The following is a 21,674-nucleotide window of genomic DNA, read 5'->3' as shown; positions in this document are numbered from 1 at the left end:
CATGGCCGACGACGCTGCGCAGCCCGGGGTGTGGGGCCAGGCCCGCGAGATGAACGCGCTGGAGGCCCTCATGTGGCGGGCGGAGGCCGACCCGCGCCTGCGGTCGACGATCTGCTCGCTCGAGCTGCTCGACACGACGCCCGACTGGGACCGCTTCCTCGCCGCGGTGGACTGGGCGACGCGGCTCGTGCCGCGCTTCCGCCAGCGGGTCGTCGAGCCGGCGCTCGGGCTCGGGCATCCGGCCTGGGTCGTCGACCGGGACTTCGACCTGCACTACCACGTGCGACGCGTCCGCCTGCCCGGCGACGCCGACTGGGACGCCGCGCTGCGGCTCGCCGAGCAGCTCGCGATGGTGCCGTTCGACCGCTCCCGCTCGCCGTGGGAGGCGATCCTCATCGAGGGTCTCCCGGACGGGCAGGCCGCGTTCCTGCTCAAGCTCCACCACGCGACGACCGACGGCCTCGGCGCCGTGCAGCTGCTGGCGATGCTCCACTCGACGCGGCGCGAAACCAACCCCGACAAGCCGCAGCCGGCGCCGCTCCCGGCCGAGCGGACGACCCCGACCGACGTCCTCGTCCGCCAGGTTGAGCGGGACGTGCGCGGCCTGCCCGCGACGCTCGGCACCGCGGTGTCGGTCCTCGGCGCGGCGCGGCACCCGCGGCGGTCGGCGGTCGACGCCGCGAAGTTCGCCGCGTCGCTGCAGCGCGTCCTGGGGGACCCCGACGCGGTGGGCTCGCCGCTGCTCGCCGGACGCAGCCTGTCGTGGCGGTTCGCGACGCTCGACGTCCCCTTCGCCCCGCTGCGCGCCGCCGCGAAGTCCGTCGGCGGCTCGCTGAACGACGCGTTCCTCGCCGCGGTCCTCGGCGGCTACCGCCGCTACCACGAGGAGCTCGGCGTCCCCGTCGACCGCATCCCCTTCGCGATGCCGATCTCGGTCCGGCGCGCCGACGACCCGGACGGCGGCAACCGCTTCGTCGGCGCCCGCTTCGCCGGGCCGGTGTCGATCGCCGACCCGTCAGCCCGGATGCGGGCGATCGGCGCGATGGTCATCCGCGCCCGCGCCGAGCCGGCGGTCGCCGCGCTCGCGCACATGGCTCCCGTGCTCTCGCGGCTGCCCGGCCCGGTCATCTCGCAGGTCGCCGGCAACCTCACGAAGGCGAACGACCTGCAGGCCTCGAACGTCCCCGGCCTGCAGGAGCCCCGCTACCTCGCGGGCGCGAAGATCCTCAAGGCCTACCCGTTCGGGCCGCTCCCGGGGTGCGCGGCGATGATCACGCTCGTCTCCCACCTCGACGGCTGCTGCATCGGAGTGAACCTCGACCCGGCGGCGATCACCGACGCCCCGCGGTTCGAGCGCTGCCTGCGCGAGGGGTTCGACGAGGTCCTCGCCGTCGTGCCGCAGCACGTGGCGGCCGCGCCGGCCTGAGCGGCGCACCGCCCGCCGCTGCGCCCTCTCGTAGGGTGGGCGGCGCATGGCGGACCCCGCATCCACAGAGCCCGACCCCCACGCGGAGGGCTCGGCGGACGCGACCGCGGCCGGCGCCGGCCACGGCGGCGCCACCCGCGCCGGGATGGCCGCGCTCACGCTCGGCGCCCTCGGGGTCGTCTTCGGCGACATCGGGACGAGCCCGCTCTACGCGGTGCAGACCGTCTTCCACGCCGACCACCACGCGGTGAAGGCGACGAGCGCGGACGTCTACGGCGTCCTCTCGCTCATGGTCTGGTCGCTCACCGTCATCGTCTCGGTGAAGTACGTCCTATTCGTCATGCGGGCGGACAACGAGGGCGAGGGCGGCATCATGGCCCTCATCGCCCAGGTGCAGGAGCTGCGCCTCGGGGGACGGGCCCGCAACATGGTCCTCGTCGCGCTCGGCATCTTCGGCGCCGCGCTCTTCTACGGCGACGGGATGATCACGCCGGCGATCTCGGTCCTCTCGGCGGTCGAGGGGCTGAAGGTCGTCTCCCCGAGCCTGCACTCGGTCGTCATCCCGATCACGCTCGTCGTCCTCACGCTCCTGTTCTCGATCCAGCGCTTCGGGACCGGCGTCGTCGGCCGGCTCTTCGGCCCGGTCATGCTCCTGTGGTTCGCGATCCTCGCGGTGAGCGGCCTCGCGCAGATCGGGCAGCACCCGGGGATCCTCCGCGTGCTGTCGCCGACGTACGGCGCGCAATTCTTCCTCGACCACGGCGGCACGGCGTTCATCGCGATGGGGTCGATCGTCCTCGCGGTCACCGGCGCCGAGGCGCTCTTCGCGGACATGGGCCACTTCGGGCGCGAGCCGATCCGCCGCGCGTGGTTCGGGCTCGTCTTCCCGGCCCTGATGCTCAACTACATCGGGCAGGGCGCGCTCATCATCCACACGCCGTCGGCGATCGACAACCCGTTCTTCCTCCTCGTCCCGCAGTGGGGCCGGGTCCCGATGGTGCTGCTCGCGACCGTCGCGACGGTCATCGCGTCGCAGTCGATGATCTCCGGCGCGTTCGCCGTCACGCGCCAGGCGGTGCAGCTCGGCTTCCTCCCGCGGCTCACCATCCGGCACACGTCCGAGCACGAGGTCGGGCAGGTGTACGTCCCGGCGGTGAACTGGGGGCTGTTCGTCGCCGTCGTCGCGATCGTCGCCGGGTTCGGGAGCTCCGAGCACCTCGCGTCCGCGTACGGCATCGCGGTCACCGGCACGTTCGTCCTCACGACGATCCTCTTCTCGACGATCGCCGTCTCGAAGTGGCGGGTCTCCCCGCGCATCGTCGTCCCCGCGGCGGCCGCCATGCTCACGGTCGACCTGACGTTCTTCTCGGCGAACCTCACGAAGGTCGTCCACGGCGGCTGGCTCCCGCTCGTGATCGCCGCGCTCGTCTTCACGGTCCTCATCACCTGGCAGCGCGGCCGCATGATCGTCACCGACAAGCGCACGGAGATCGAGGGCCCGCTGCAGGCCTTCATCGACGAGATCCACGCGATGGACCCGCCGCCCCACCGGGTCGAGGGCACGGCCGTCTTCCTCAACGCGAACCTCCACACGACGCCGCTCGCGCTGCGGGCGAACGTCGAGCACAACCACACGCTCCACGCCGTCACCGTCGTCCTCTCGATCCAGACGCTGCGCGTCCCCTACGTCCACCCCGAGGACCGCATCACGATCGACGACCTCGGCTACGGCGACGACGGCATCACCCACATCACCGCGCGCTTCGGCTTCCAGGACGAGCCCGACGTGCCGGCGACGCTGCGCCTGGCCGCGGAGCTCGGGGTGGAGGGCGCGATCGACGTCGCCGAGGCGTCCTACTTCCTCTCCCGCATCACGATCCGGCGGACGCACGCCCCGGGGATGCGGCAGTGGCGCAAGCGCCTCTTCATCGGGATCTCGCGCAACGCGGCGAGCCCGGTCGCCTACTTCGGGCTCCCCGAGGAGCGCACGGTGACGATGGGCTCGGCCATCGACGTCTGAGCCGGACCTCGATCGATCGCGCGGTCGCCCGCCGGGTGGGCGGTCGACCGCACGAGCGCTGAGCGGCGCGCCGCTAGCGGATCAGGCCGAGCGGGCTGAGCAGCCCGGAGAGCCCGCCGAGGATGCCCTGCGGGAGCGAGAGCGGGAGCTGCAGCAGGCCACCGAAGAGCCCGCCGAGGCCGCCCGTCGCGGTGCTGCCGCCGGCGGGCGCCGTCCCGCCCGTCGAGCCGCCGGTGCCGCCGCCCGGGAAGTTCCCGAGGAGGCCGCCGAGCAGGCCCTGGATGAGGCCGCTCGCCTGCTGGATGCCGGCCGTCGCGGTGTCCGTCGCGATGCCCATGACCTGCTGGAGGAGCGGGAGGAGCTGCTGCATCGCCGCGGTGATCGAGCTCAGCGCGGTCGTGACCTGCGCCCCGGCCGGGGCCGGCAGGGCCGGGAGCGTCGCGGTCAGGCTCGACAGGCCGGTCTGCAGCGCCGTCGTGGCGGACGCGAGCGCCTGCTGGATGATCGTCGTGATCTGCGTCGGCAGGTCGGGGAGGCCGGCGACCGTCGCGATCTGCTGCACCTGGACGGGCGCGGCGGCCTGGAGGGCGGCGAGGGCCTGGGCGGCGAACGCCTGCGCCTGGCCGGAGAGCTCGTTCACGAGCGTCGTCAGCTCGGCGACGAGCTGGTCGTGCCCGGCGACGGTGCCCGGGAGGGCGCCGGCGAGGGACTGCTGCAGCGCGGGGCTGTCGGCGCTCGGGATGAGGCTCGAGAAGCGCTGCAGCGCGTCGCCGTAGGTCCCGGCGGCGGCGGCGAGCGACATGATCGCCGTGTTGGCGGCGGCCGGGCTGTCCTGGGCGTCGGCGGCGAGGACGCGGGCGCCGCGGGCGGCGGCGACGGCCTCGTGGCGGGCGCGCTTCAGCGCCTTGCGGGCGCCCGTCGCGTCACCGCGGCGGGTGAGGCGCGTGACCTTCTTCGCGTCGGCCTGCGCGTGCTTGAGGTGCGCGCCGACCTGCGACTGGACCGACGCGGGTGAGGCGGCGTGGGCGGCGGGAAGGCCCACCGTGAGCAGGGTGGCGCCGGCGAGCAGCGCGGCGATCGGGGTACGTCGGGGCATCTTGTGGTTCTCCTGTCGGGCAACTGGGCGGCCTACGGGGTAGGCCCCTGGTTTTGCGTCCCCGCCTCGCGGCGGGTTTGCCTTTTTCCGAGGCGATGCGCCTCTTGGGGGTACAGAGGCGCCGAGCGGCCGGTTCGTGAGGGGGTGGTTGCGGAAGTTCTCGTTGTTGGCGCGTAGGCGCTATGGCTGCGAGGTCGGGAAGAGCCGCTGCTGCAGGCCGGCGAGCTGGGTGCGGAGGGCGTCGAGCGCCGTCGTCGTCAGCTGCTGCACGGTCTGCCGGGTGGCGGCGAGGACCTGCTGCGTCGTCGCGGAGGCCTGCGCGAGCGTCTGCGCCACGGTCTGCTGCACGGCCTGCTGGACCGTCTGCGACGTCGCGGTCGACGGCGTCGTCGCCTTCGCGATCGCCTGCTGCACCTGCTGCTGGATCGCGGCGGCGAGCTGGCCGCTCGAGCTCTTGGCGCCGGTCGTGGGCGTGGCGGCGGGGTGCGGCGCCGGGGCGGGCGTCGTCGCGGGTGCCGCGGTGGTCGCGGCGGGGGCCGGCGCCGGCGCCGGGGTGCTCGTCGTCGCCGACGGGGTGGGCGCGCGCGCCGGGAGGGCCGAGCTCGCCTGGCGGGGGACGCTCGTGGCGTGCGTCGCGGCGTGGCGGGGCCTCGCCGGGGCCGTCCTGGCGACGCGGGGCCTCGCGACCGCGCGACGGGCCTTCGGGGCGGGCGTCGGCTGCGCGGTGGCGCTCGCGCTCACCGGCACCGCGGTCGACGGCTGCGGCACCTGCGCGATGACGTGGACGCGTGGGTGCCGCGCCGGTGGATGGGTGACGACCGTCTCCGCGAGGGCGCCGCCGCCCACGACGAGGGCCGTGCAGGCGATCGCGCACTTCGCGACCGTCGCGCCGCCGAGGCTGCCGAGCCCGAGCCAGCCGCCCGCCGCGGCCCCACCCGCGGCGACGCCACCGGCCGCCGCGCTGCCCCCGGTGATCGCGGCGAGCGCGCCGCCACCGGAGGCGAGCGCCACCGGGGCGAGCGGGAAGAGCAGGGCGAGGTCGCGCCGGCGGTCGTCGATGCGCTCGGCGTAGCCCCGGCACGCGGCGCAGTCGGCGAGGTGGGCGCGCACGCGGCGCCCGCGCACCCGGCGCCCGTCCCCGCCGTCCATGAGTCCACGGACGTCGGCGCAGGACGTGGCCCGTCCGGTCCCGGCCTCGGCGAGCGCGCCGCGGGCCTCGAGGACCGACTGGCGTGCCGCGGCGGGCGACGTCTCGAGCGTGATGGCGATGTCGGCGTAGCTCAGGCCGCTGAGCTCTCGGAGGATGAGGGCGCTGCGCTGGCGCAGCGGCAGCCGGGCGAGGTCGCCGAGGAGCTCGCGCAGGCGGTCGCGGGTCGGCTCGTCGCACGGGGCGGCGACCGACAGCAGCGTGTCCTCGCCGTCGGCGGCGGAGTGGCGGCGCGCGACGTCGGCGCGGCGCCGGCGGGCGAGGTCGACGGCCTCGCGCTGCGCGATGCGGTAGAGCCACGGCCCGAGGACGTGCGGGGTGCTGCGGCCGCCGCGCAGGGCGCGCAGGGCACTCGTGAGGGCGTTCTGCGCCGCGTCCTGGGCGAGGTCGTCGTCGAGCAGGATCCCGCGGCAGTACCGGACGAGGGGCGCGTGGTAGCGGGCGAAGATCTCGTCGAAGGCCCCGTCGGCGTGGTGCACGACGCCGCGGACCAGGGCATCGTCGCTCGCCGACGGCCAGCGGGTCGCCCGGGAAGGTGAGCGCGGGTCGTCGAGCAGGGCCACGGCCGATCTATCGGCAGCTCGCCCGCGAGGCTGCAGTCCGGCGCGGCGCGCTGCGGACCGCCCGACCCCCCCCACATGACGCGTCCGGGTGGGCCGGGGCGTCCGGGGCTGGCACACTGGCCGTCGATGGCGGAGCCGCCCCCCACCCCCGCCCCGCGGCGCCAGCGCCGCGGCCGCGAGCGCCGCGACGCGATCATCGCGGCGACGCTCGTCATCCTCGAGGCCGAGGGCCTGGAGGGCATCACGCACCGGCGGGTCGCCGACGCCGCCGGGGTCCCGCTCGCGGCGACGACGTACTACTTCGCCTCCAAGGACGACCTCATGCAGGCCGCCATGGGGCGCCTCATCGAACGCGAGGCGACGGTCTTCCGCGGCATCGCGGACGCGGTGACGTCGGCCGGCGCGATGACGGTCGACGAGGGGGTCGAGGCCCTCGTCGAGTACCACCGCTACCTCCTCCGCGAGCGGCGACCCGCGATGTTCGCGGAGTTCGAGCTCTACCTGCGGATCGCGCGCACGGCCCCCGGCACCCAGGAGCTCCGCGGCTGGCCGCAGGCCTTCCGGGAGGTCGCCGAGGCCGCGCTCGAGGCGCTCGGGGCCGCCGAGCCGCGCCGCGACGGGCAGGCCCTCGTCGCCCTCATCCACGGCCTCATCCTCCATGCGCTGACGGCGCCCGACCCGGCGCGATTCACCGACGAGGTCATGACCCCGGTGCTGCACGCCTGGTTCACGCAGGTCCTCGCGGGCGCCGTCGCCTGACCGGCGCGGCGCGGGCGCGGGAGCGGGGACCCACCGGTCAGACGGTCACGGGACGGCGGGCAGCTCCCGGCGGATGCGGACGTCCCCGATGAACGAGCCGGGAGGGCCCGCCGTCGCGAGCACGATCGCGGGGAACCACCAGCCCCAGCGCTCCTCGACTGCGCCCTGCCCGCAGAGGTAGAGCAGCGCGAGGAAGCCGACGCCGTGGATCGGCCCGAGGACGTGGACGGCGCCCGAGCCGGCGATCGCGCAGCCGATGAGGACGACGAGCAGGACCGCGTCGGCGATGGCGATGATCCGGATCCGCCCGAGGAGCTTCAGGGTGTCGGCCGTGGTGTTCATGGCGGGCATCATGGCGGACGGCGCCGCTCACCAGCCCCAGGTGCCGGGGCCGCCCTTGAACGGCCCGACGATCTCGTCGGTGATCCAGCCGCCGTAGAAGTCGCCCTCCTGCGAGCGGACGACCTCCTCGTCGAGGAGGCAGCGGTCCATCCGTCCGGGGTAGAAGGCGAGGTGGTCGCGGAGGCCGGCGAAGCCCGCGGTCGGCCGCGGGTAGGCCCAGGCCGCGGCCTCCTCGCGCCGGTCGCCGCCGTGGACGTCGTAGTACGTCGCGCTGCCCTTCCACTCACAGAACGTCGAGCGGGCCCGCGACGGCGTGATGCAGGCGGGGTCCACGTCGGCGGGCGGGATGTAGATCGACGGCGGGTGGCTCGTCTCGAGCACCCGCAGCGCGCGCGTCGAGTCGGCGACGAGGACGCCGCCGAGCTCGATCCGGACCCGGCGGGTGCACGGGACGAGGGCGGGTGGGCGCGGGTAGTCCCAGACGTTCTCGGTGGGGGCGGAGGCCATCGTCCGCATGATGCCCCGCGGGGCCCCGGCGCCGCGCGAGGTGGCACGGCGGCGCTGATTCCCTTTAGGTTGGGGACACGCCGGGTTGACGGGACCTTCAGGCAGCCGCCCTACGCTGCCGCCGAGACCCGCGGAGCATCGGAGCAGACGTGAGCCAGGATCAGCCGAGCAAGAAGGAGCGCAAGGACGCCGCCCGCGCCGAACGCCAGGCGGCCGAGGCAGCCGCCGCCGCGGGCGCCGCCCGCCGTCGCCGGCTCTCGATCCTCGGTGGCGTCGTCGCCCTCGTCGCGGTCGCGGTCGTCGCGATCGTCCTCGCGACGGGCGGCAGCGACAAGAAGCCGACCGCGGCCGCCGGCGCGGCGGTCGCCGGGGTGAGCGAGTCGCGGGCGATGCTCAACGGCATCCCGCAGTCGGGCAAGACGCTCGGCAACCCGAAGGCGCCGGTGACCCTCCTCGAGTTCGCCGACCTGCAGTGCCCGTACTGCCGGCAGTACTCGCTGCAGACGCTGCCCCAGGTCGTCCGCGACTACGTCCGGGGCGGCAAGGTGAAGCTCGAGCTGCACCTCCTGAGCTTCCTCGGCCCCGACTCGGTCCGGGGCGCCCAGGTGGCGGCCGGCGCGGAGGCGCAGGACCGCCTGTGGAACTTCGCCGACCTCTTCTACTACAACCAGGGCGAGGAGCAGACCGGGTACGGCACCGACGCGTTCCTCAAGCGCCTCGCGGCGGCCGTGCCCGGGCTGCGCACCGCCCCGCTCTTCGCCCGGCCGATCACGGCGACGCCGACCGCGGCGGACAGGGCGGCGGACGCGCTCGCCCGGCGCTACGGCGTCAACGGCACCCCGAGCTTCGTCGTCACGAAGCAGGGCGAGACCGGGAAGCTCGTGAGCGGCTTCGACTACGCGAGCATCTCGAGCGCCCTCGACGCCGCCCTGGCCCTCTGAGGTGACCGACGCGCGCCTCCGCAAGGCGGTGCTCGTCCTCGGCCTCGCCGGCCTGGGCATCGCGTCGTGCCTCACGTACGTCCACTACGCGCACGTGAAGTCGCTCTGCGAGATCGCCCACGGGTGCGAGCGCGTGCAGAAGTCCGAGTGGTCCGAGCTCGCCGGCGTCCCGGTCGCGCTGCTCGGCCTCATCGGGTACGCGGGCATCCTCGCGTCGCTGTGGATCCCAGGGGAGACCGGGCTCATCGCGGGGGCCGCCCAGGCGCTCGTGGGCTTCGGGTTCAGCGCCTACCTGACGACGCGCGAGATCTGGTCGATCCACGCGATCTGCATCTGGTGCGTCGGGAGCGCGATCGTCCTGACGCTCCTCGCGATCGTCACGACGATCCGCCTCGTCAGCGCACCACCAGGAAGTCACATGGCGGCGACGTAGGGTGTTACCCTACGTCGCGTGGCGCTGAAGAAGACGAGCATCTACCTCGACGACGCGCTCGACCGCGTCCTCGCGCAGCGCGCGGCGGACGAGGGCCTGACGAAGGCCGAGTGGATCCGCCGCGGCCTCGAGGGCCTCGCGACCCGCCCGCAGCGCGCCAAGCCGACGGTCGGCGTCTTCAGCAGCGGCATCCCCGACCTCGCGTCGAACGACGAGAAGTACGCCGCCGAGACGGACTGGAACGACTGACGGCGCATGGCCGTCGTCCTCGACACGTCGGTCGTCCTCGCGACGTACGACACCTCCTTCGCCGGGCACGAGCGCGTCAGCCGCTGGATCGACACGCTCGACGACGAGCTCGTCACGACCCCGCTCATCGTGACCGAGCTCGACCACCAGCTGCCGCGCTACGGCGGGAAGGTCGCCCAGCAGGCGCTGTGGTCCGATCTCGAGCGCGGCGCCTACAACGTCCGCTGGTGGTCGACCGCGATGGCCGAGACGCTCGTCGTCGCCCGCGAGCGTCCCGCCATCGGGCTCGCGGACGCGTCGCTGCTCGCGCTCGCGCGGCTGCTCGGCACCGACCGGATCGCGACCCTCGACCTGCGCCACTTCCGCCGCGCCCGCACCGTGGACGGCACCCCCTTCATCCTGCTTCCCCAAGACGATCACCTCACCTCGGAGACGACGACATGACCAACCCGAACTCCTTCGACGCCAAGGCGACGCTCAGCGCCGGTGGCAAGGACCTCACCATCTACCGCCTCGACGCGCTCCAGGCGAAGTACGACGTCGCGCGGCTGCCCTTCAGCCTCAAGATCCTGCTCGAGAACCTCCTCCGTACCGAGGGCAACGGGTCGGTGACCGCCGAGGACATCGTCGCGCTCGCCTCGTGGGACGCGAAGGCCAAGCCCTCGCAGGAGATCGCGTTCACGCCCGCGCGGGTCGTCATGCAGGACTTCACCGGCGTGCCGGCCGTCGTCGACCTCGCCGCGATGCGCGACGCGATGGCCGACCTCGGCGGCGACCCGGCGAGGATCGAGCCGCTCGTCCCCGCCGAGCTCGTCATCGACCATTCCGTCCAGGTCGACCACTTCGGCACGCGCGAGTCCTTCGGGCAGAACGCGGCCCTCGAGTTCGAGCGCAACCGCGAGCGCTACCAGTTCCTGAAGTGGGGCCAGCAGGCGTTCGACACCTTCAAGGTCGTCCCGCCGGACACCGGCATCGTCCACCAGGTGAACCTCGAGTACCTCGCGCGGACGGTCTTCGTGAACGACCGGACGGGCGAGGCCTACCCCGACACGCTCGTCGGCACCGACTCGCACACGACGATGGTCAACGGCCTCGGGGTGCTCGGCTGGGGCGTCGGCGGCATCGAGGCCGAGGCCGCGATGCTCGGCCAGCCGATGCCGATGCTCATCCCGCAGGTCATCGGCTTCAAGCTCACGGGCGCGCTGCCCGAGGGCGCGACCGCGACCGACCTCGTCCTGACGATCACCGAGATGCTCCGCGCCAAGGGCGTCGTCGGCAAGTTCGTCGAGTTCTACGGCGCGGGCGTCGGCCGCCTGCCGCTCGCCGACCGCGCGACGATCGGCAACATGTCGCCGGAGTTCGGCTCGACCTGCGCGATCTTCCCGATCGACGCGGAGACGGTCCGCTACCTGAAGTTCTCCGGCCGCCCGGCCGAGCTCTGCGAGCTCGTGGAGGCGTACGCCCGCGAGCAGGGCCTGTGGCACGACGAGGACGCCGAGGAGCCGACCTTCACCGACACGCTCGAGCTCGACCTCTCGACGGTCGTCCCGTCGATCGCCGGCCCGAAGCGCCCGCAGGACCGCATCGCACTGACCGACGCGGCCTCCGCGTTCGGCGAGGCGATCAAGACCTACCAGCCCGAGGGCAACGGCGCGGGGCAGCAGCCCGGCGAGCGCGCCGTCGAGGACGAGGCGCCGGTCGCCACCGCGACGCGCAACAGCGCCGAGGTGAAGATGCCGAACGGCACCGCGTGCTCGCTGAAGGACGGCGCCGTCGTCATCGCCGCGATCACGTCGTGCACGAACACGTCGAACCCGAGCGTCATGCTCGCCGCCGGCCTGCTCGCCCGCAACGCCGTCGCCAAGGGCCTCGTCGCGAAGCCGTGGGTGAAGACGTCGCTCGCGCCCGGGTCGCTCGTCGTCACCGAGTACCTCGAGCGCGCCGGCCTCATCGAGGACCTCGAGGCGCTCGGCTTCCACAACGTCGGCTACGGCTGCACGACGTGCATCGGCAACTCCGGCCCGCTGCCGGACGAGATCAGCGCGGCGATCAACGAGCACGACCTCGTCGCGGTGTCGGTCCTCTCGGGCAACCGGAACTTCGAGGGGCGCATCAACCCCGACGTGAAGATGAACTACCTCGCGTCGCCGCCGCTCGTCGTCGCCTACGCGATCGCCGGCTCGATGGACGTCGACCTCTACACCGACCCGCTCGGGCAGGACTCCGACGGCAACGACGTCTTCATGAAGGACATCTGGCCGTCGACGGACGAGATCGCCCGGACGGTCGAGGAGGCCGTGCAGAGCGACATGTTCCGCCAGTCCTACGCGACGGTCTTCGACGGCTCCAAGGACTGGCAGGACCTCGACGTCCCGACCGGTGACCGCTTCGCGTGGGACCCGGACTCGACGTACGTCCGCAAGGCGCCGTACTTCGACGGGATGCCGGCCGAGCCCGAGCCCGTCACGGACATCACGGGGGCGAAGGTCCTCGCGAAGCTCGGCGACTCGGTGACGACCGACCACATCTCGCCTGCGGGCGCGATCAAGAAGGACGGGCCGGCCGCCGCGTACCTCGAGGCGCACGGCGTCGAGCGCAAGGACTTCAACTCCTTCGGCTCGCGGCGCGGCAACCACGAGGTGATGATCCGCGGCACCTTCGCGAACATCCGCCTGCGCAACCAGCTCGCGCCGGGCACCGAGGGCGGCGTGACGAAGAAGGACGGCGAGGTCACCTCGATCTACGAGGCCTCCGAGGAGTACATCGCGGCCGGCGTCCCGCTCGTCGTGCTCGGCGGCAAGGAGTACGGGTCGGGCTCGTCGCGCGACTGGGCGGCGAAGGGGACGAACCTCCTCGGTGTCCGCGCGGTCATCGCCGAGTCCTTCGAGCGGATCCACCGCTCGAACCTCGTCGGCATGGGCGTCCTCCCGCTGCAGTTCCCGGAGGGCGAGAGCGCCGACTCGCTGGGCCTCACCGGTGAGGAGGAGTTCGCGATCACGGGTTTCGCCGACGTGCTGAACGACGGCGGCCTGCCGCAGACCTGCCAGGTCAAGGCCGGCGACGTCGAGTTCGAGGCGACGGTCCGGATCGACACGCCCAAGGAGGGCGACTACTTCCGCCACGGCGGCATCCTGCAGTACGTCCTGCGGCAGATCGTCGCGAGCTGACGGGGGTCCCAGGTCTGGGCGGCCGCGCGCCGCCCGGACCGGGGAACAGTCTTAGCTGGCGCATTGCCGCTCGTGAGACTGATCCGGTTCGGGCACCCGCCCGCTACGACACATAGGGACCCGAACTTTTGCGGTCATAAAACGAGAATCCGCCCGGCTTTCCCTCCGGTGCGGAGGAGGTGTGCTGTGCCTGACTCTGAGAAGACGACGTCTGCGCTTGATGAGCTGCGTGACGATCCGACGTCGCGCAAGAAGTTCCTGACCCGTGTCGGTGGCACCGGCGGCGTCGCCGCCATGGCCGTCCTGCTGGGCGCCTGCGGCAGCAGCAACAACAGCAGCAGCACGTCGACCCCGGCCGCGGCCGGCACGACGGCTGCGGCCGCGTCCGGCGGCAGCGAGCAGGGCGACCTGGACATCCTGAACTACGCCCTGACGCTCGAGCACCTCGAGACCGACTTCTACAACAAGGTCATCGCGGCGGGGCTCTTCAAGGGCGCGCAGGCCGACCTCCTGAAGCACTTCGGCGAGTCCGAGCAGCAGCACGTCGACGCGCTCACTGCGACGATCAAGAAGCTCGGCGGCACGCCCGTCGCCGCGCCGAAGTCGAAGTTCCCGATCAAGGACGCGATGTCCGTCGCGAAGCTCGCCGCGACCGTCGAGAACCTCGGCGCCGCCGCGTACCTCGCGCAGGCCCCGAAGATCAAGAACGCCGAGGTCCTCGCGGCCGCGCTCTCGATCCACTCCGTCGAGGCCCGTCACGCCGCGACGCTCAACACCCTCATCGGCAAGAAGATCACGCCCGACGGCGCGTTCGGCAAGCCCGCAGAGATGAGCACCGTCCTGGCCGCCGTCAAGCCCTTCATCGTGGCGTAGCCCGAGCGATCAAAGAGGAACTGAACTGATGACCAACACCATGAACAACGCTGCGCCCGAGCTCGACCTCATCGACGTCGGCGGCATGAACCGCGCGAGCTTCATCCTGAAGAGCGCGCTCGCCATCGGGACCACCGCCGGCGCCGCCGCGGTCGGCCCGTTCGTCACGAACGCCCTCGCGGCGACGGCGAGCAGCGACATCGACATCCTGAACTTCGCGCTCACGCTCGAGTACCTGGAGACGCGGTTCTACAAGGAGGCCACGAAGCTCAAGCTGAGCTCCAAGGTCGCCAAGCTCGCCAAGCAGTTCGCCGACGAGGAGCAGCAGCACGTCAACGCCCTCAAGGGCGCGGTGAAGCAGTCCGGCGGCAAGCCGGCGGCGAAGCCGACGTTCGCCTTCGGCGTCACCGACGAGAAGAGCTTCCTCAAGCTCGCGCAGACCCTCGAGGACACCGGCGTCTCCGCCTACAACGGCGCCGGCCCGCTCCTGAAGAACAAGGACCTGCTGCTCGCGGCCGGCTCCATCGTCCAGGTCGAGGCGCGCCACGCGGCCGCCATCCGCCTCCTCAACGGCGTGAACCCCGCCCCGGACGCGTTCGACAAGTCGCTCGACAAGGCGGCCGTGCTGAAGGCCGTCACGCCGCTGATCAAGGGCTAGGCGAAAGCCACATCCCTGCAGGACCGGAGCGGCGCCGAGAGGCGCCGCTTCGTCGTTGGTGGGGGACGGTGGCGCTGACGCGACCGAGCCCTACGGGCGCGGACGTCTGAACAGCGGGCTGGTTACGAGGGCGGGGAGGCTGCCCGGGTGCTCGGTGGTGGATCGCGGTTGCTCAGCAACCGCGATCCACCACCCAGCTGGCCAGTTCGCGAGGTGTGTCCTCCCAGGTCGACTGAACCCGACTGGGAGGACACACCTCCCCAGCCGCCCGGCTACTGCGGCTTCGCCGCGCCCCGCCGCGCCGGGAAGGCGTGCGCGTCGGCGGCGAGGTCCGCGTGCGGGGCGCGGACGATGTAGCGCGTGATGCGGCGGTCCTCCGCGGCGACGATGACGCGCAGCGGCCACTGGTAGCGCACGCCGTCGGTGCCGGTCGCGGCGGCGAGGCAGGCGAGGATGACGAGGTCGCCGACGACCTCCGCGCGCTCGAACTCGATGCGCAGATCGGGCGCGACCGCGAGCGCGTTCGCGAGCGTCGCGCGGAGGGCGGCGAGGCCTTTCTCGCCGGTCGGGCGCAGCCCGAGCGACAGCGGCAGGAAGAGGTCGACGTCCTCGTGCATGAAGAGCTCGAGCTCGTCGAGGCGGCGCTCGTTGAACGCGGTGTGCGCGGCCACGATGACCTCGATCGAGGCAGGCTCCACCCGTCCGGCCGTTTCGTCCCCTGCCATGTTCGCCTCCCGGCGGATCCGGCTCCGTGCCTGCCTGCACAGAAAGACGCTCCGCGCCTTCTCCTGCCCGGAGTCTAGTCCCGGGACGGGGGTCCCGGGGCCGGTTGGCGCAGTCGCGGCGGGGCGGCGTCACGCCGGCCGCCGCCCCGCCGGCCCCGGACAGGCCGCCCGGCCCCGCTCGGTGGCGACGCCGCGGCGGCGTGGCGTTCGCGGGCGATAGCCTCACCCGCATATGGCGATCCCTCCCGTCCTGCACGCCCTCCTCTCCGCCCACGGCCCGTCCGGCTACGAGACGGCCCCCGCCCAGGTGTGGCGCGAGGCGGCCGGGGAGTTCGCCGCCGTCGAGGTCGACCACATGGGGACGTCGACGGCGACGGTGAAGGGGACGGCCGGCGGCCCGACCGTCGCGATCGTCGGCCACGTCGACGAGATCGGCCTCATCGTCACGCACGTCGACGAGAAGGGCTTCCTCTACTTCGCGCAGGTCGGCGGGTGGGACCCGCAGATCCTCGTCGGCCAGCGGGTGACGGTCCACACGAAGGGCGGCCCCGTCCCCGGCGTCGTCGGGAAGAAGCCCATCCACCTGCTCGAGCCCGACGAGCGCAAGAAGGTCACCGAGCTGAAGGACATGCACATCGACATCGGCGCCGAGGACGGCGACGAGGCCAAGGGCGTCGTCCGGATCGGCGACGTCGCGGTCATCGACGCCGAGCCGATCGAGCTGCTCGCGGGCCGCGCGGCCTCCCGTGCGATGGACAACCGCCTCGGCGCCTTCGTCGCCTACGAGGTCGCCCGGCTCGTCGCCGAGGCCGGCGGCGCGCCCGGTGACGTCGTCGCCGTCGCGGCCGTCCAGGAGGAGATCGGGCTCTTCGGCGCCGCGGCCGCCTCGTACCGCATCAAGCCGGACGCGGCGATCGCGGTCGACGTGACGTTCGCGACCGACACGCCCGGCAGCGACGTGAAGAAGCTCGGCGAGCACCCGCTCGGCTCCGGGCCCGTCCTCGAGCGCGGCGCGACGCTCAACCCGCGCCTCTTCGAGCTGCTCCACGACGCCGGCGAGGCGGCCGGGATCGCGTTCAGCGTCTCGGCGAACGGGGGCCGGACCGGGACCGACGCGGACGCGATGCACCACAACCGGGGCGGCATCCCGACGACGGTCGTCGGCCTGCCGCTACGGTACATGCACTCGCCGGTCGAGGTCGTCCAGGTCTCCGACGTCCTCGACGCCGCGAAGCTCATCGCCGCCGCGTTGCAGACGCTCTCCTCCGACACCTCCTTCGCCCGCTAGATGGTTCGTTCCACGGATCGGTCAGGCGTAGTAGGCAGTGAGGTTGCGTGGTGGGCGGCCGAGGCGTTCGTTGAGAGCGATCGCGGCGGTGAGAGCGAGGAACTTGGCGGCCAGGCGGGTGCGGAGCGTGTGGAGCTCGCGGGCGCGGTGGTCCTCGAGGTTGAGCATGTCTTTGCATGTCCAGAAGATCGATTCCACGCATTGCCGGATCGGGGCCAGGTGCGGCTCTTTGCCGGCCTCGTCCTTGCGTCGGGGGCGGACGATCGTGGCGCCGAGCGCGGAGGCTTGGGCGTGGAAGTCGCGGCCGGAGTAGCCCTTGTCGCCGATGACGGTGACCGGGCCGTTGCGGTGGCAGCGGGCGAGCATGTCCAGCGCGACGTCTCGTTCGCCCGTTTTCGGGGAGGTCAGGGCAAGGGCGCGTGGAGTGCCGTCGGTCGCGAACAGGCCGTGCAGGCGGAAGCCCCAGAAGAAGCGGGAATGGCTGGCGCAGTAGCCGTACTCCGCGGCGTTGCCCAGGGCGCTGCGGCGCGTCGTTTCGACCGAGCGACCGCATTCGACCGGTGTGCTGTCGACCACGAGCAGGTCGTCGTCAAAGCCGTTGGTGTGGCGGGCGAACTCGAGGATCAGCGCTTCGATTTTGTCCGACAGGCGCTGGCGGCGTTTGACGAAACCCGGGCGCTTGGGCAGTCGCGGGAACAGGTGCCCCAAGCGATGCGGTGCCATCGCCCAGAACTGCTCGTCAGAGCTGATCCGCAGTACCTGCTGAGCCACGCTCAACGTGACGACCTCCGCGTCGGTCAAGATCCGTTTGGCGTTCTTGCCCTTCGCAGGCAGGAGATCGTCGCAGGTGCAGTAAACAGCGATCAGCAGCAGGTCGAGGTCGGCGTCCATCGAGGCCCCCAGGGTCGGCGTTGGCGAGATAGCACCGCCGACTTCGACCTGCCTGCTTATGTCACCTGCCTACCCGACTCCTCCGCCCCCGCCGTGGAACGAACCATCTAGCGGCGCCGCCCGCGACGCGCCGTCCCCGCCATGCTCCTCCTCTTCGACATCGACGGGACGCTGCTGGTGCGGGCGGCCGACGCGCACCGGCGCGCGCTGCACGCGGGGATCGAGGAGGTGCACGGCGTCCAGGCGCCGGACGACGACATCCCGACCGCGGGCCGGACCGACCTCGCGATCATGCGCTCGCTGCTGCTCCTCTGCGGGGTCGACGCCCGGGCGATCGACGACGGGGTGGAGGCGACGGTGAGCGCCGCCTGCACCGCGTACGCGCGCCTCTGCCCTCCCGACCTCTCGCAGACCGTCGCGCCCGGTGTCCCCGAGGCGCTCGCGGGCCTCGTCGCGGCGGGCCACACGCCCGCGCTCGTCACCGGCAACCTCGAGCCGATCGCGCGGCTGAAGCTCCGCCGCGCCGGCCTCGGCGAGTGGTTCGCCTCCGGGCCCGGTGGGTTCGGCTCCGACCACGAGGACCGCTCGGAGCTCCCGGCCCTCGCGCGCCGCCGCGCCGGGGACGGCCGCCCCGTCCCGCGCGAGGCCGCGGTCGTCATCGGCGACACCCCGCTCGACGTCGCCTGCGCCCAGGCCGACGGCGTCCGCTGCGTCGGGATCACGACCGGGCCGCACCCGGCGGCCGACCTCGCCGGCGCCGACGTCGTCATCGACGCGATGGCCGACCTCGCCGGCGTCCTCGCCGCGTGGCACGCCTGAGCCCACCGCGCGGCCGCTGCGTCATCTGACGCGCGGCGCCCCCCGGTCGCGACCGGGAGGTGTTCAATCGGGCGCGGGGCACCGGTCTGGGGAGACCGGCCCGCGCTCATCCGGGCGCGGGGAGGAGCAGGCAAGCCGGGACGGCCGCGCGCGGGCAGGGCGCGCGGCCGATCCGGCCTGATCCGTCCGGGCGCCTCGCCCGAATACAAAGGTGCCAGGACCGACGCGCCCGACCCCTCCCGCCTGGCCCCCCGACCGCATGAACATCGCCATCATCGGCGCCGGTATCGCGGGCCTTACCGCCGCCCACCGGCTCCATCCCGATCACGACATCACGGTGTTCGAGGCCAACGACTACGTCGGGGGTCACACGAACACGATCGACGTCTCCACCGCGTCGGGCGACTGGGCGGTCGACACGGGCTTCATCGTCCTCAACGACCGCAACTACCCGAACTTCACGCGCTTCCTCGGGGAGCTCGGCGTCGCGATCCAGCCGACGCACATGGGCTTCAGCGTCGCCTCCGACCACGAGGACTTCGAGTACGCCGGCACGCCGAGCGGCCTCTTCGCCCAGCGCGCGAACCTCGCGCGGCCGCGGTTCCACGGGATGATCCGCGACCTGCTGCGCTTCAACCGCGAGATGCGGGCGCTGCTGGCCACGGACGCGCCCGGCCCGTCGCTCGGCGAGTACCTCGACGCGGGCGGGTACGGCGAGTGGTTCGTCCACCGGCTCATCGTCCCGCAGGCGAGCGCGGTGTGGTCGGCGGACCCGGCCGGCATGTGGGCCTTCCCCGTCCGCTTCCTCGCCGAGTTCTTCCGCAACCACGGGATGCTGGGGTTCAAGGACCGCCCGCAGTGGCAGACCGTCGTCGGCGGGTCCGCCCGCTACGTCGACGCCGTCGTCAAGCCATTCTCAGACCGCATCCACACGAGCTCCCCGATCGAGGCCGTCACCCGGCACTCCGACCACGTGGCCGTCACGCCGCGCGGCAGCGAGTCGCTGCGCTTCGACGAGGTCGTCATGGCCTGCCACGGCGACCAGGCGCGGGCGATGCTCACGAACCCGTCCGACCTCGAGGACGAGTTGCTGGCGACCTTCCGCTTCCAGTCGAACGAGGCCGTCCTCCACACCGACTCCACGCTGCTGCCGCGCCGCCGCGCCTGCCACCAGGCCTGGAACTTCCACCTCCTGGCCGAGCCGAAGCCGCTGACGACGATCACGTACGGGATGAACCACCTGCAGTCGCTCGCGGCGCCCGAGGACTTCCTCGTCACGCTCAACCTCACCGAGCGGATCGACCCGGCGAAGATCATCGAGACCGTCCAGTACAGCCACCCGATCTTCACGCGCGAGTCCGTGGCCGCGCAGGAGCGCCACGGCGAGATCAGCGGCGTGGACCGGATCCACTACGCGGGCGCGTACTGGCGCTGGGGCTTCCACGAGGACGGCGTCGTCAGCGCGATCAACGCCCTCGCCGCCCGCGAGCGCCACGTCCGGGAAGGCACGACGGTCGCGTGAGCACGCAGCTCGCCCACCGCCCGGCCGCCCGCCCGGCCACCCGCGCGCGCCCGGGACGGCCCGCCGCGACGCGCTCGGCGATCTACGTCGGCACGGTCCGCCATCGCCGGCACGCGCCGGTCGAGCACGCCTTCACTCACGCCGTCGGGATGCTCTACCTCGACCTCGACGAGCTCGACGGGCCGGCCGGGATCCTCGAGCACCGGCCGCTGTGGTCCGCGACGCGGCGGGCGATCGGCCGCTTCCGCCGCGAGGACTACCTCGGCGATCCCGACGTCCCGCTCAAGCACGCGGTCGCCGCCGAGATCCGCCGCCAGACCGGCGCCAACCACCGCGGGCCCGTCCGGCTGCTCACGACCCCGCGCACCTTCGGCCGCGCCTTCAACCCGGTGAGCTTCTACTACTGCTTCGCGCAGGACGGCGAGCGCGTCGAGTTCGTCGTCGCCGAGGTGACGAACACGCCGTGGGGCGAGCGCCACTGCTACGTCCTCGACGCCCGCGCGCCGTCCGCCTCGCCGGTCATGCGCGAGACGTTCGCGAAGGTCTTCCACGTCTCCCCGTTCATGGGGATGGACCACACGTACGGCTGGTCGCTCACCGTCCCGGGCGACACGCTGAGCGTCCACATCGACTCCGCCTACGACGACACCGCGGCCGAGCCCGGCCGCCACGCCTTCGACGCGACGCTGCGCCTGCACCGTCGCGAGCTCACCGCCGCCGGCCTGCGGGGCCTGCTCGCGCGCTTCCCGGTCCAGACGCTGCGGACCGGGTTCTACATCTACGCCCACGCCGTGCGCCTGAAGCTCAAGGGCGCACCGTACTTCGCCCACCCCGAGGGCGCCAAGCCCCCGCTGCTCACCCTGTCCCGCCGACCGAAGAGTTCCCCGCGATGAACGACAAGCACGCACGCTTCCTGCTGACCCAGCTCCTCTCCCGCACGCAGGACGGCCAGCTCATCCTCGACGAGGGTGGCGTCGCCCGGACCTACGGGACGCCCACCGGCGCCGAGCCGCTGCGCGCCCACATCACCGTCAACGACCCGGCCTTCCACCGCTCGATCCTCAAGGGCAGCCTCGGCCTGGGTCAGTCCTACATGGACGGCGTCTGGGACGTCGACGACCCGGTGAAGCTCATCCGGATCGCCGCCCGCAACGTCCACCGCTTCGACGAGCTGCGCCGGACGTTCCGGCCCGTCCTCGCCCCGGTCCAGACCGCGGTGAGCTACGCGCGCCGCAACACGATCGAGCGCTCGCGCGAGCAGATCGCCGCGCACTACGACCTCGGCAACGACCTCTACGAGCTCTTCCTCGACGAGACGATGATGTACTCGGCCGCGGTCTTCCCGACGCCCGAGACGTCGCTCCACGACGCCCAGGTCCACAAGCTCGACCGCATCTGCCAGAAGCTCGACCTCAAGCCGGGCGACCGCCTGCTCGAGATCGGCACCGGCTGGGGGGCGCTCGCCGTCCACGCCGCCGGCAAGTACGGCGCGCGCGTCACGACGACGACCATCTCGACCGAGCAGCACGCGCTCGCCGTCGAGCGGGTGCGGGCCGCCGGCCTCGAGGACCAGGTCACCGTCCTGCTCCAGGACTACCGGACGCTCACCGGCACGTACGACAAGCTCGTGTCGATCGAGATGATCGAGGCGGTCGGCTGGCGCGACTTCCCGACGTTCTTCCGCGTCTGCGGCGAGCGCCTCGCGACCGACGGCGTGATGCTCCTGCAGGCCATCACGATCGACGACCGCGCGTACGACGTCGAGAAGGCCGTGAAGTCCTTCATCAACCAGCTCATCTTCCCCGGCGGCTGCCTGCCGTCGGTCGAGATCATCTCGCGCAACACCGCCCGCCAGAGCGACATGCGGATCGTCCAGCTCGAGGACATCACCGCGCACTACGTCACGACGCTGAAGCACTGGCGCGAGACCTTCCAGGCGGCGACGACGCAGCTCGAGGAGCGCGGGTACGACGAGCGCTTCCGCCGCCTCTGGGTCCTCTACCTCGCGTACTGCGAGGCGGGCTTCGCCGAGCGCCGCATCCAGGTCGGGCAGCTGCTGCTCGCGAAGCCCGGCTACCGGGCCGAGCCCCAGTGGGAGCTCGCCGGCGCGCCGGACCCCGGCACGGGCGCCCGCCGCGGCCCGCGCGCGGTGTCCGACCCCGAGGGCGACGTCGTCGCCGCCTAGGCC

21 protein-coding genes and 1 riboswitch are annotated in these 21,674 nt (G+C 72.8%); of the genes, 15 read left to right on the top strand and 6 right to left on the bottom strand.

Annotated features, from left to right (window positions below; translation table 11 throughout):
- The first annotated feature begins 1 nt into the window (after position 1).
- Positions 2-1,426: a wax ester/triacylglycerol synthase family O-acyltransferase gene (locus NBH00_RS23365; protein ID WP_254570976.1), complete on the top strand. Its 1,425-nt coding sequence runs from the start codon at positions 2-4 to the stop codon at positions 1,424-1,426.
- A 46-nt stretch (positions 1,427-1,472) separates the two neighbouring features.
- The gene (locus NBH00_RS23360) at positions 1,473-3,446 is read left to right on the top strand and encodes a potassium transporter Kup (RefSeq protein WP_254570975.1); all 1,974 of its coding nucleotides are present in this window, start codon (positions 1,473-1,475) and stop codon (positions 3,444-3,446) included.
- Between the two features lie 73 nt (positions 3,447-3,519).
- On the opposite strand, the gene NBH00_RS23355 is transcribed toward NBH00_RS23360, so the two are convergent.
- Positions 3,520-4,542: a hypothetical protein gene (locus NBH00_RS23355; RefSeq protein ID WP_254570974.1), complete on the bottom strand. Its 1,023-nt coding sequence runs from the start codon at positions 4,540-4,542 to the stop codon at positions 3,520-3,522.
- A gap of 15 nt (positions 4,543-4,557) precedes the next feature.
- A riboswitch (cyclic di-GMP riboswitch) is annotated at positions 4,558-4,634 on the bottom strand.
- Between the two features lie 88 nt (positions 4,635-4,722).
- Positions 4,723-6,312: an RNA polymerase sigma factor gene (locus NBH00_RS23350; protein ID WP_254570973.1), complete on the bottom strand. Its 1,590-nt coding sequence runs from the start codon at positions 6,310-6,312 to the stop codon at positions 4,723-4,725.
- Between the two features lie 126 nt (positions 6,313-6,438).
- Between NBH00_RS23350 and NBH00_RS23345 the strand changes: the two genes are divergently transcribed.
- Entirely contained in the window at positions 6,439-7,071 is a 633-nt protein-coding gene (locus tag NBH00_RS23345; RefSeq protein WP_254570972.1) for a TetR/AcrR family transcriptional regulator, read from the top strand.
- Between the two features lie 45 nt (positions 7,072-7,116).
- Here NBH00_RS23345 and NBH00_RS23340 read toward each other — a convergent pair whose 3' ends face one another.
- Both NBH00_RS23340 and NBH00_RS23335 read right to left on the bottom strand, forming a co-directional pair.
- Positions 7,117-7,413 (bottom strand): DUF3817 domain-containing protein, encoded by a 297-nt coding sequence (locus NBH00_RS23340; protein WP_254570971.1) that lies wholly within the window; start codon positions 7,411-7,413, stop codon positions 7,117-7,119.
- A 27-nt stretch (positions 7,414-7,440) separates the two neighbouring features.
- Positions 7,441-7,929, bottom strand: a complete 489-nt coding sequence (locus NBH00_RS23335) for a DUF427 domain-containing protein (protein ID WP_367401272.1) — start codon at positions 7,927-7,929, stop codon at positions 7,441-7,443.
- Positions 7,930-8,069: 140 nt separating this feature from the next.
- Here NBH00_RS23335 and NBH00_RS23330 point away from each other — a divergent pair, with 140 nt between their 5' ends.
- The 7 genes from NBH00_RS23330 (at position 8,070) to NBH00_RS23300 (ending at position 14,241) form a co-directional block, all read left to right on the top strand.
- Positions 8,070-8,861 carry a DsbA family protein gene (locus tag NBH00_RS23330; protein WP_254570969.1) on the top strand — a complete coding sequence of 264 codons (792 nt, stop codon included), beginning with the start codon at positions 8,070-8,072 and terminating at the stop codon, positions 8,859-8,861.
- Between the two features lies 1 nt (position 8,862).
- Positions 8,863-9,294, top strand: a complete 432-nt coding sequence (locus tag NBH00_RS23325; protein ID WP_254570968.1) for a vitamin K epoxide reductase family protein — start codon at positions 8,863-8,865, stop codon at positions 9,292-9,294.
- 18 nt (positions 9,295-9,312) lie between these two features.
- Entirely contained in the window at positions 9,313-9,543 is a 231-nt protein-coding gene (locus NBH00_RS23320; protein WP_254570967.1) for a ribbon-helix-helix domain-containing protein, read from the top strand.
- 6 nt (positions 9,544-9,549) lie between these two features.
- Positions 9,550-9,987: a PIN domain-containing protein gene (locus NBH00_RS23315; RefSeq protein ID WP_254570966.1), complete on the top strand. Its 438-nt coding sequence runs from the start codon at positions 9,550-9,552 to the stop codon at positions 9,985-9,987.
- Entirely contained in the window at positions 9,984-12,710 is a 2,727-nt protein-coding gene (acnA, locus tag NBH00_RS23310) for an aconitate hydratase AcnA (RefSeq protein ID WP_254570965.1), read from the top strand. The genes NBH00_RS23315 and acnA overlap by 4 nt, the downstream gene beginning before the upstream one ends.
- Before the next feature lie 186 nt (positions 12,711-12,896).
- The gene (locus NBH00_RS23305) at positions 12,897-13,583 is read left to right on the top strand and encodes a ferritin-like domain-containing protein (protein WP_254570964.1); all 687 of its coding nucleotides are present in this window, start codon (positions 12,897-12,899) and stop codon (positions 13,581-13,583) included.
- Between the two features lie 28 nt (positions 13,584-13,611).
- A complete protein-coding gene (locus NBH00_RS23300) occupies positions 13,612-14,241 on the top strand; it encodes a ferritin-like domain-containing protein (RefSeq protein WP_254570963.1) in 630 nt (209 codons plus the stop codon).
- A gap of 272 nt (positions 14,242-14,513) precedes the next feature.
- On the opposite strand, the gene NBH00_RS23295 is transcribed toward NBH00_RS23300, so the two are convergent.
- The gene (locus NBH00_RS23295; protein ID WP_254570962.1) at positions 14,514-14,939 is read right to left on the bottom strand and encodes a nuclear transport factor 2 family protein; all 426 of its coding nucleotides are present in this window, start codon (positions 14,937-14,939) and stop codon (positions 14,514-14,516) included.
- Positions 14,940-15,198: 259 nt separating this feature from the next.
- On the opposite strand from NBH00_RS23295, the gene NBH00_RS23290 reads away from it, so the two are divergent.
- Entirely contained in the window at positions 15,199-16,254 is a 1,056-nt protein-coding gene (locus NBH00_RS23290; RefSeq protein ID WP_254570961.1) for a M42 family metallopeptidase, read from the top strand.
- 21 nt (positions 16,255-16,275) lie between these two features.
- Here NBH00_RS23290 and NBH00_RS23285 read toward each other — a convergent pair whose 3' ends face one another.
- Complete coding sequence (locus NBH00_RS23285; protein WP_254569017.1) at positions 16,276-17,145, bottom strand: IS982 family transposase; 870 nt, start codon at positions 17,143-17,145, stop codon at positions 16,276-16,278.
- 141 nt (positions 17,146-17,286) lie between these two features.
- Between NBH00_RS23285 and NBH00_RS23280 the strand changes: the two genes are divergently transcribed.
- The 4 genes from NBH00_RS23280 to NBH00_RS23265 all read left to right on the top strand — a co-directional run bounded on the left by NBH00_RS23280 (position 17,287) and on the right by NBH00_RS23265 (position 21,671).
- On the top strand, positions 17,287-17,964 hold the full coding sequence (locus tag NBH00_RS23280; protein WP_254570960.1) for an HAD family hydrolase: 678 nt from the start codon (positions 17,287-17,289) through the stop codon (positions 17,962-17,964).
- A gap of 259 nt (positions 17,965-18,223) precedes the next feature.
- A complete protein-coding gene (locus NBH00_RS23275) occupies positions 18,224-19,486 on the top strand; it encodes an NAD(P)/FAD-dependent oxidoreductase (protein ID WP_254570959.1) in 1,263 nt (420 codons plus the stop codon).
- A complete protein-coding gene (locus NBH00_RS23270; protein WP_254570958.1) occupies positions 19,483-20,379 on the top strand; it encodes a DUF1365 domain-containing protein in 897 nt (298 codons plus the stop codon). The genes NBH00_RS23275 and NBH00_RS23270 overlap by 4 nt, the downstream gene beginning before the upstream one ends.
- A complete protein-coding gene (locus tag NBH00_RS23265; protein ID WP_254570957.1) occupies positions 20,376-21,671 on the top strand; it encodes an SAM-dependent methyltransferase in 1,296 nt (431 codons plus the stop codon). The genes NBH00_RS23270 and NBH00_RS23265 overlap by 4 nt, the downstream gene beginning before the upstream one ends.
- Positions 21,672-21,674 lie beyond the last annotated feature (3 nt).

Origin of the sequence: Paraconexibacter antarcticus (assembly GCF_024220175.1) — a bacterium.
Lineage (GTDB): Bacteria > Actinomycetota > Thermoleophilia > Solirubrobacterales > Solirubrobacteraceae > Paraconexibacter > Paraconexibacter antarcticus.
This window is presented reverse-complemented; position numbering and strand designations above follow the sequence as displayed.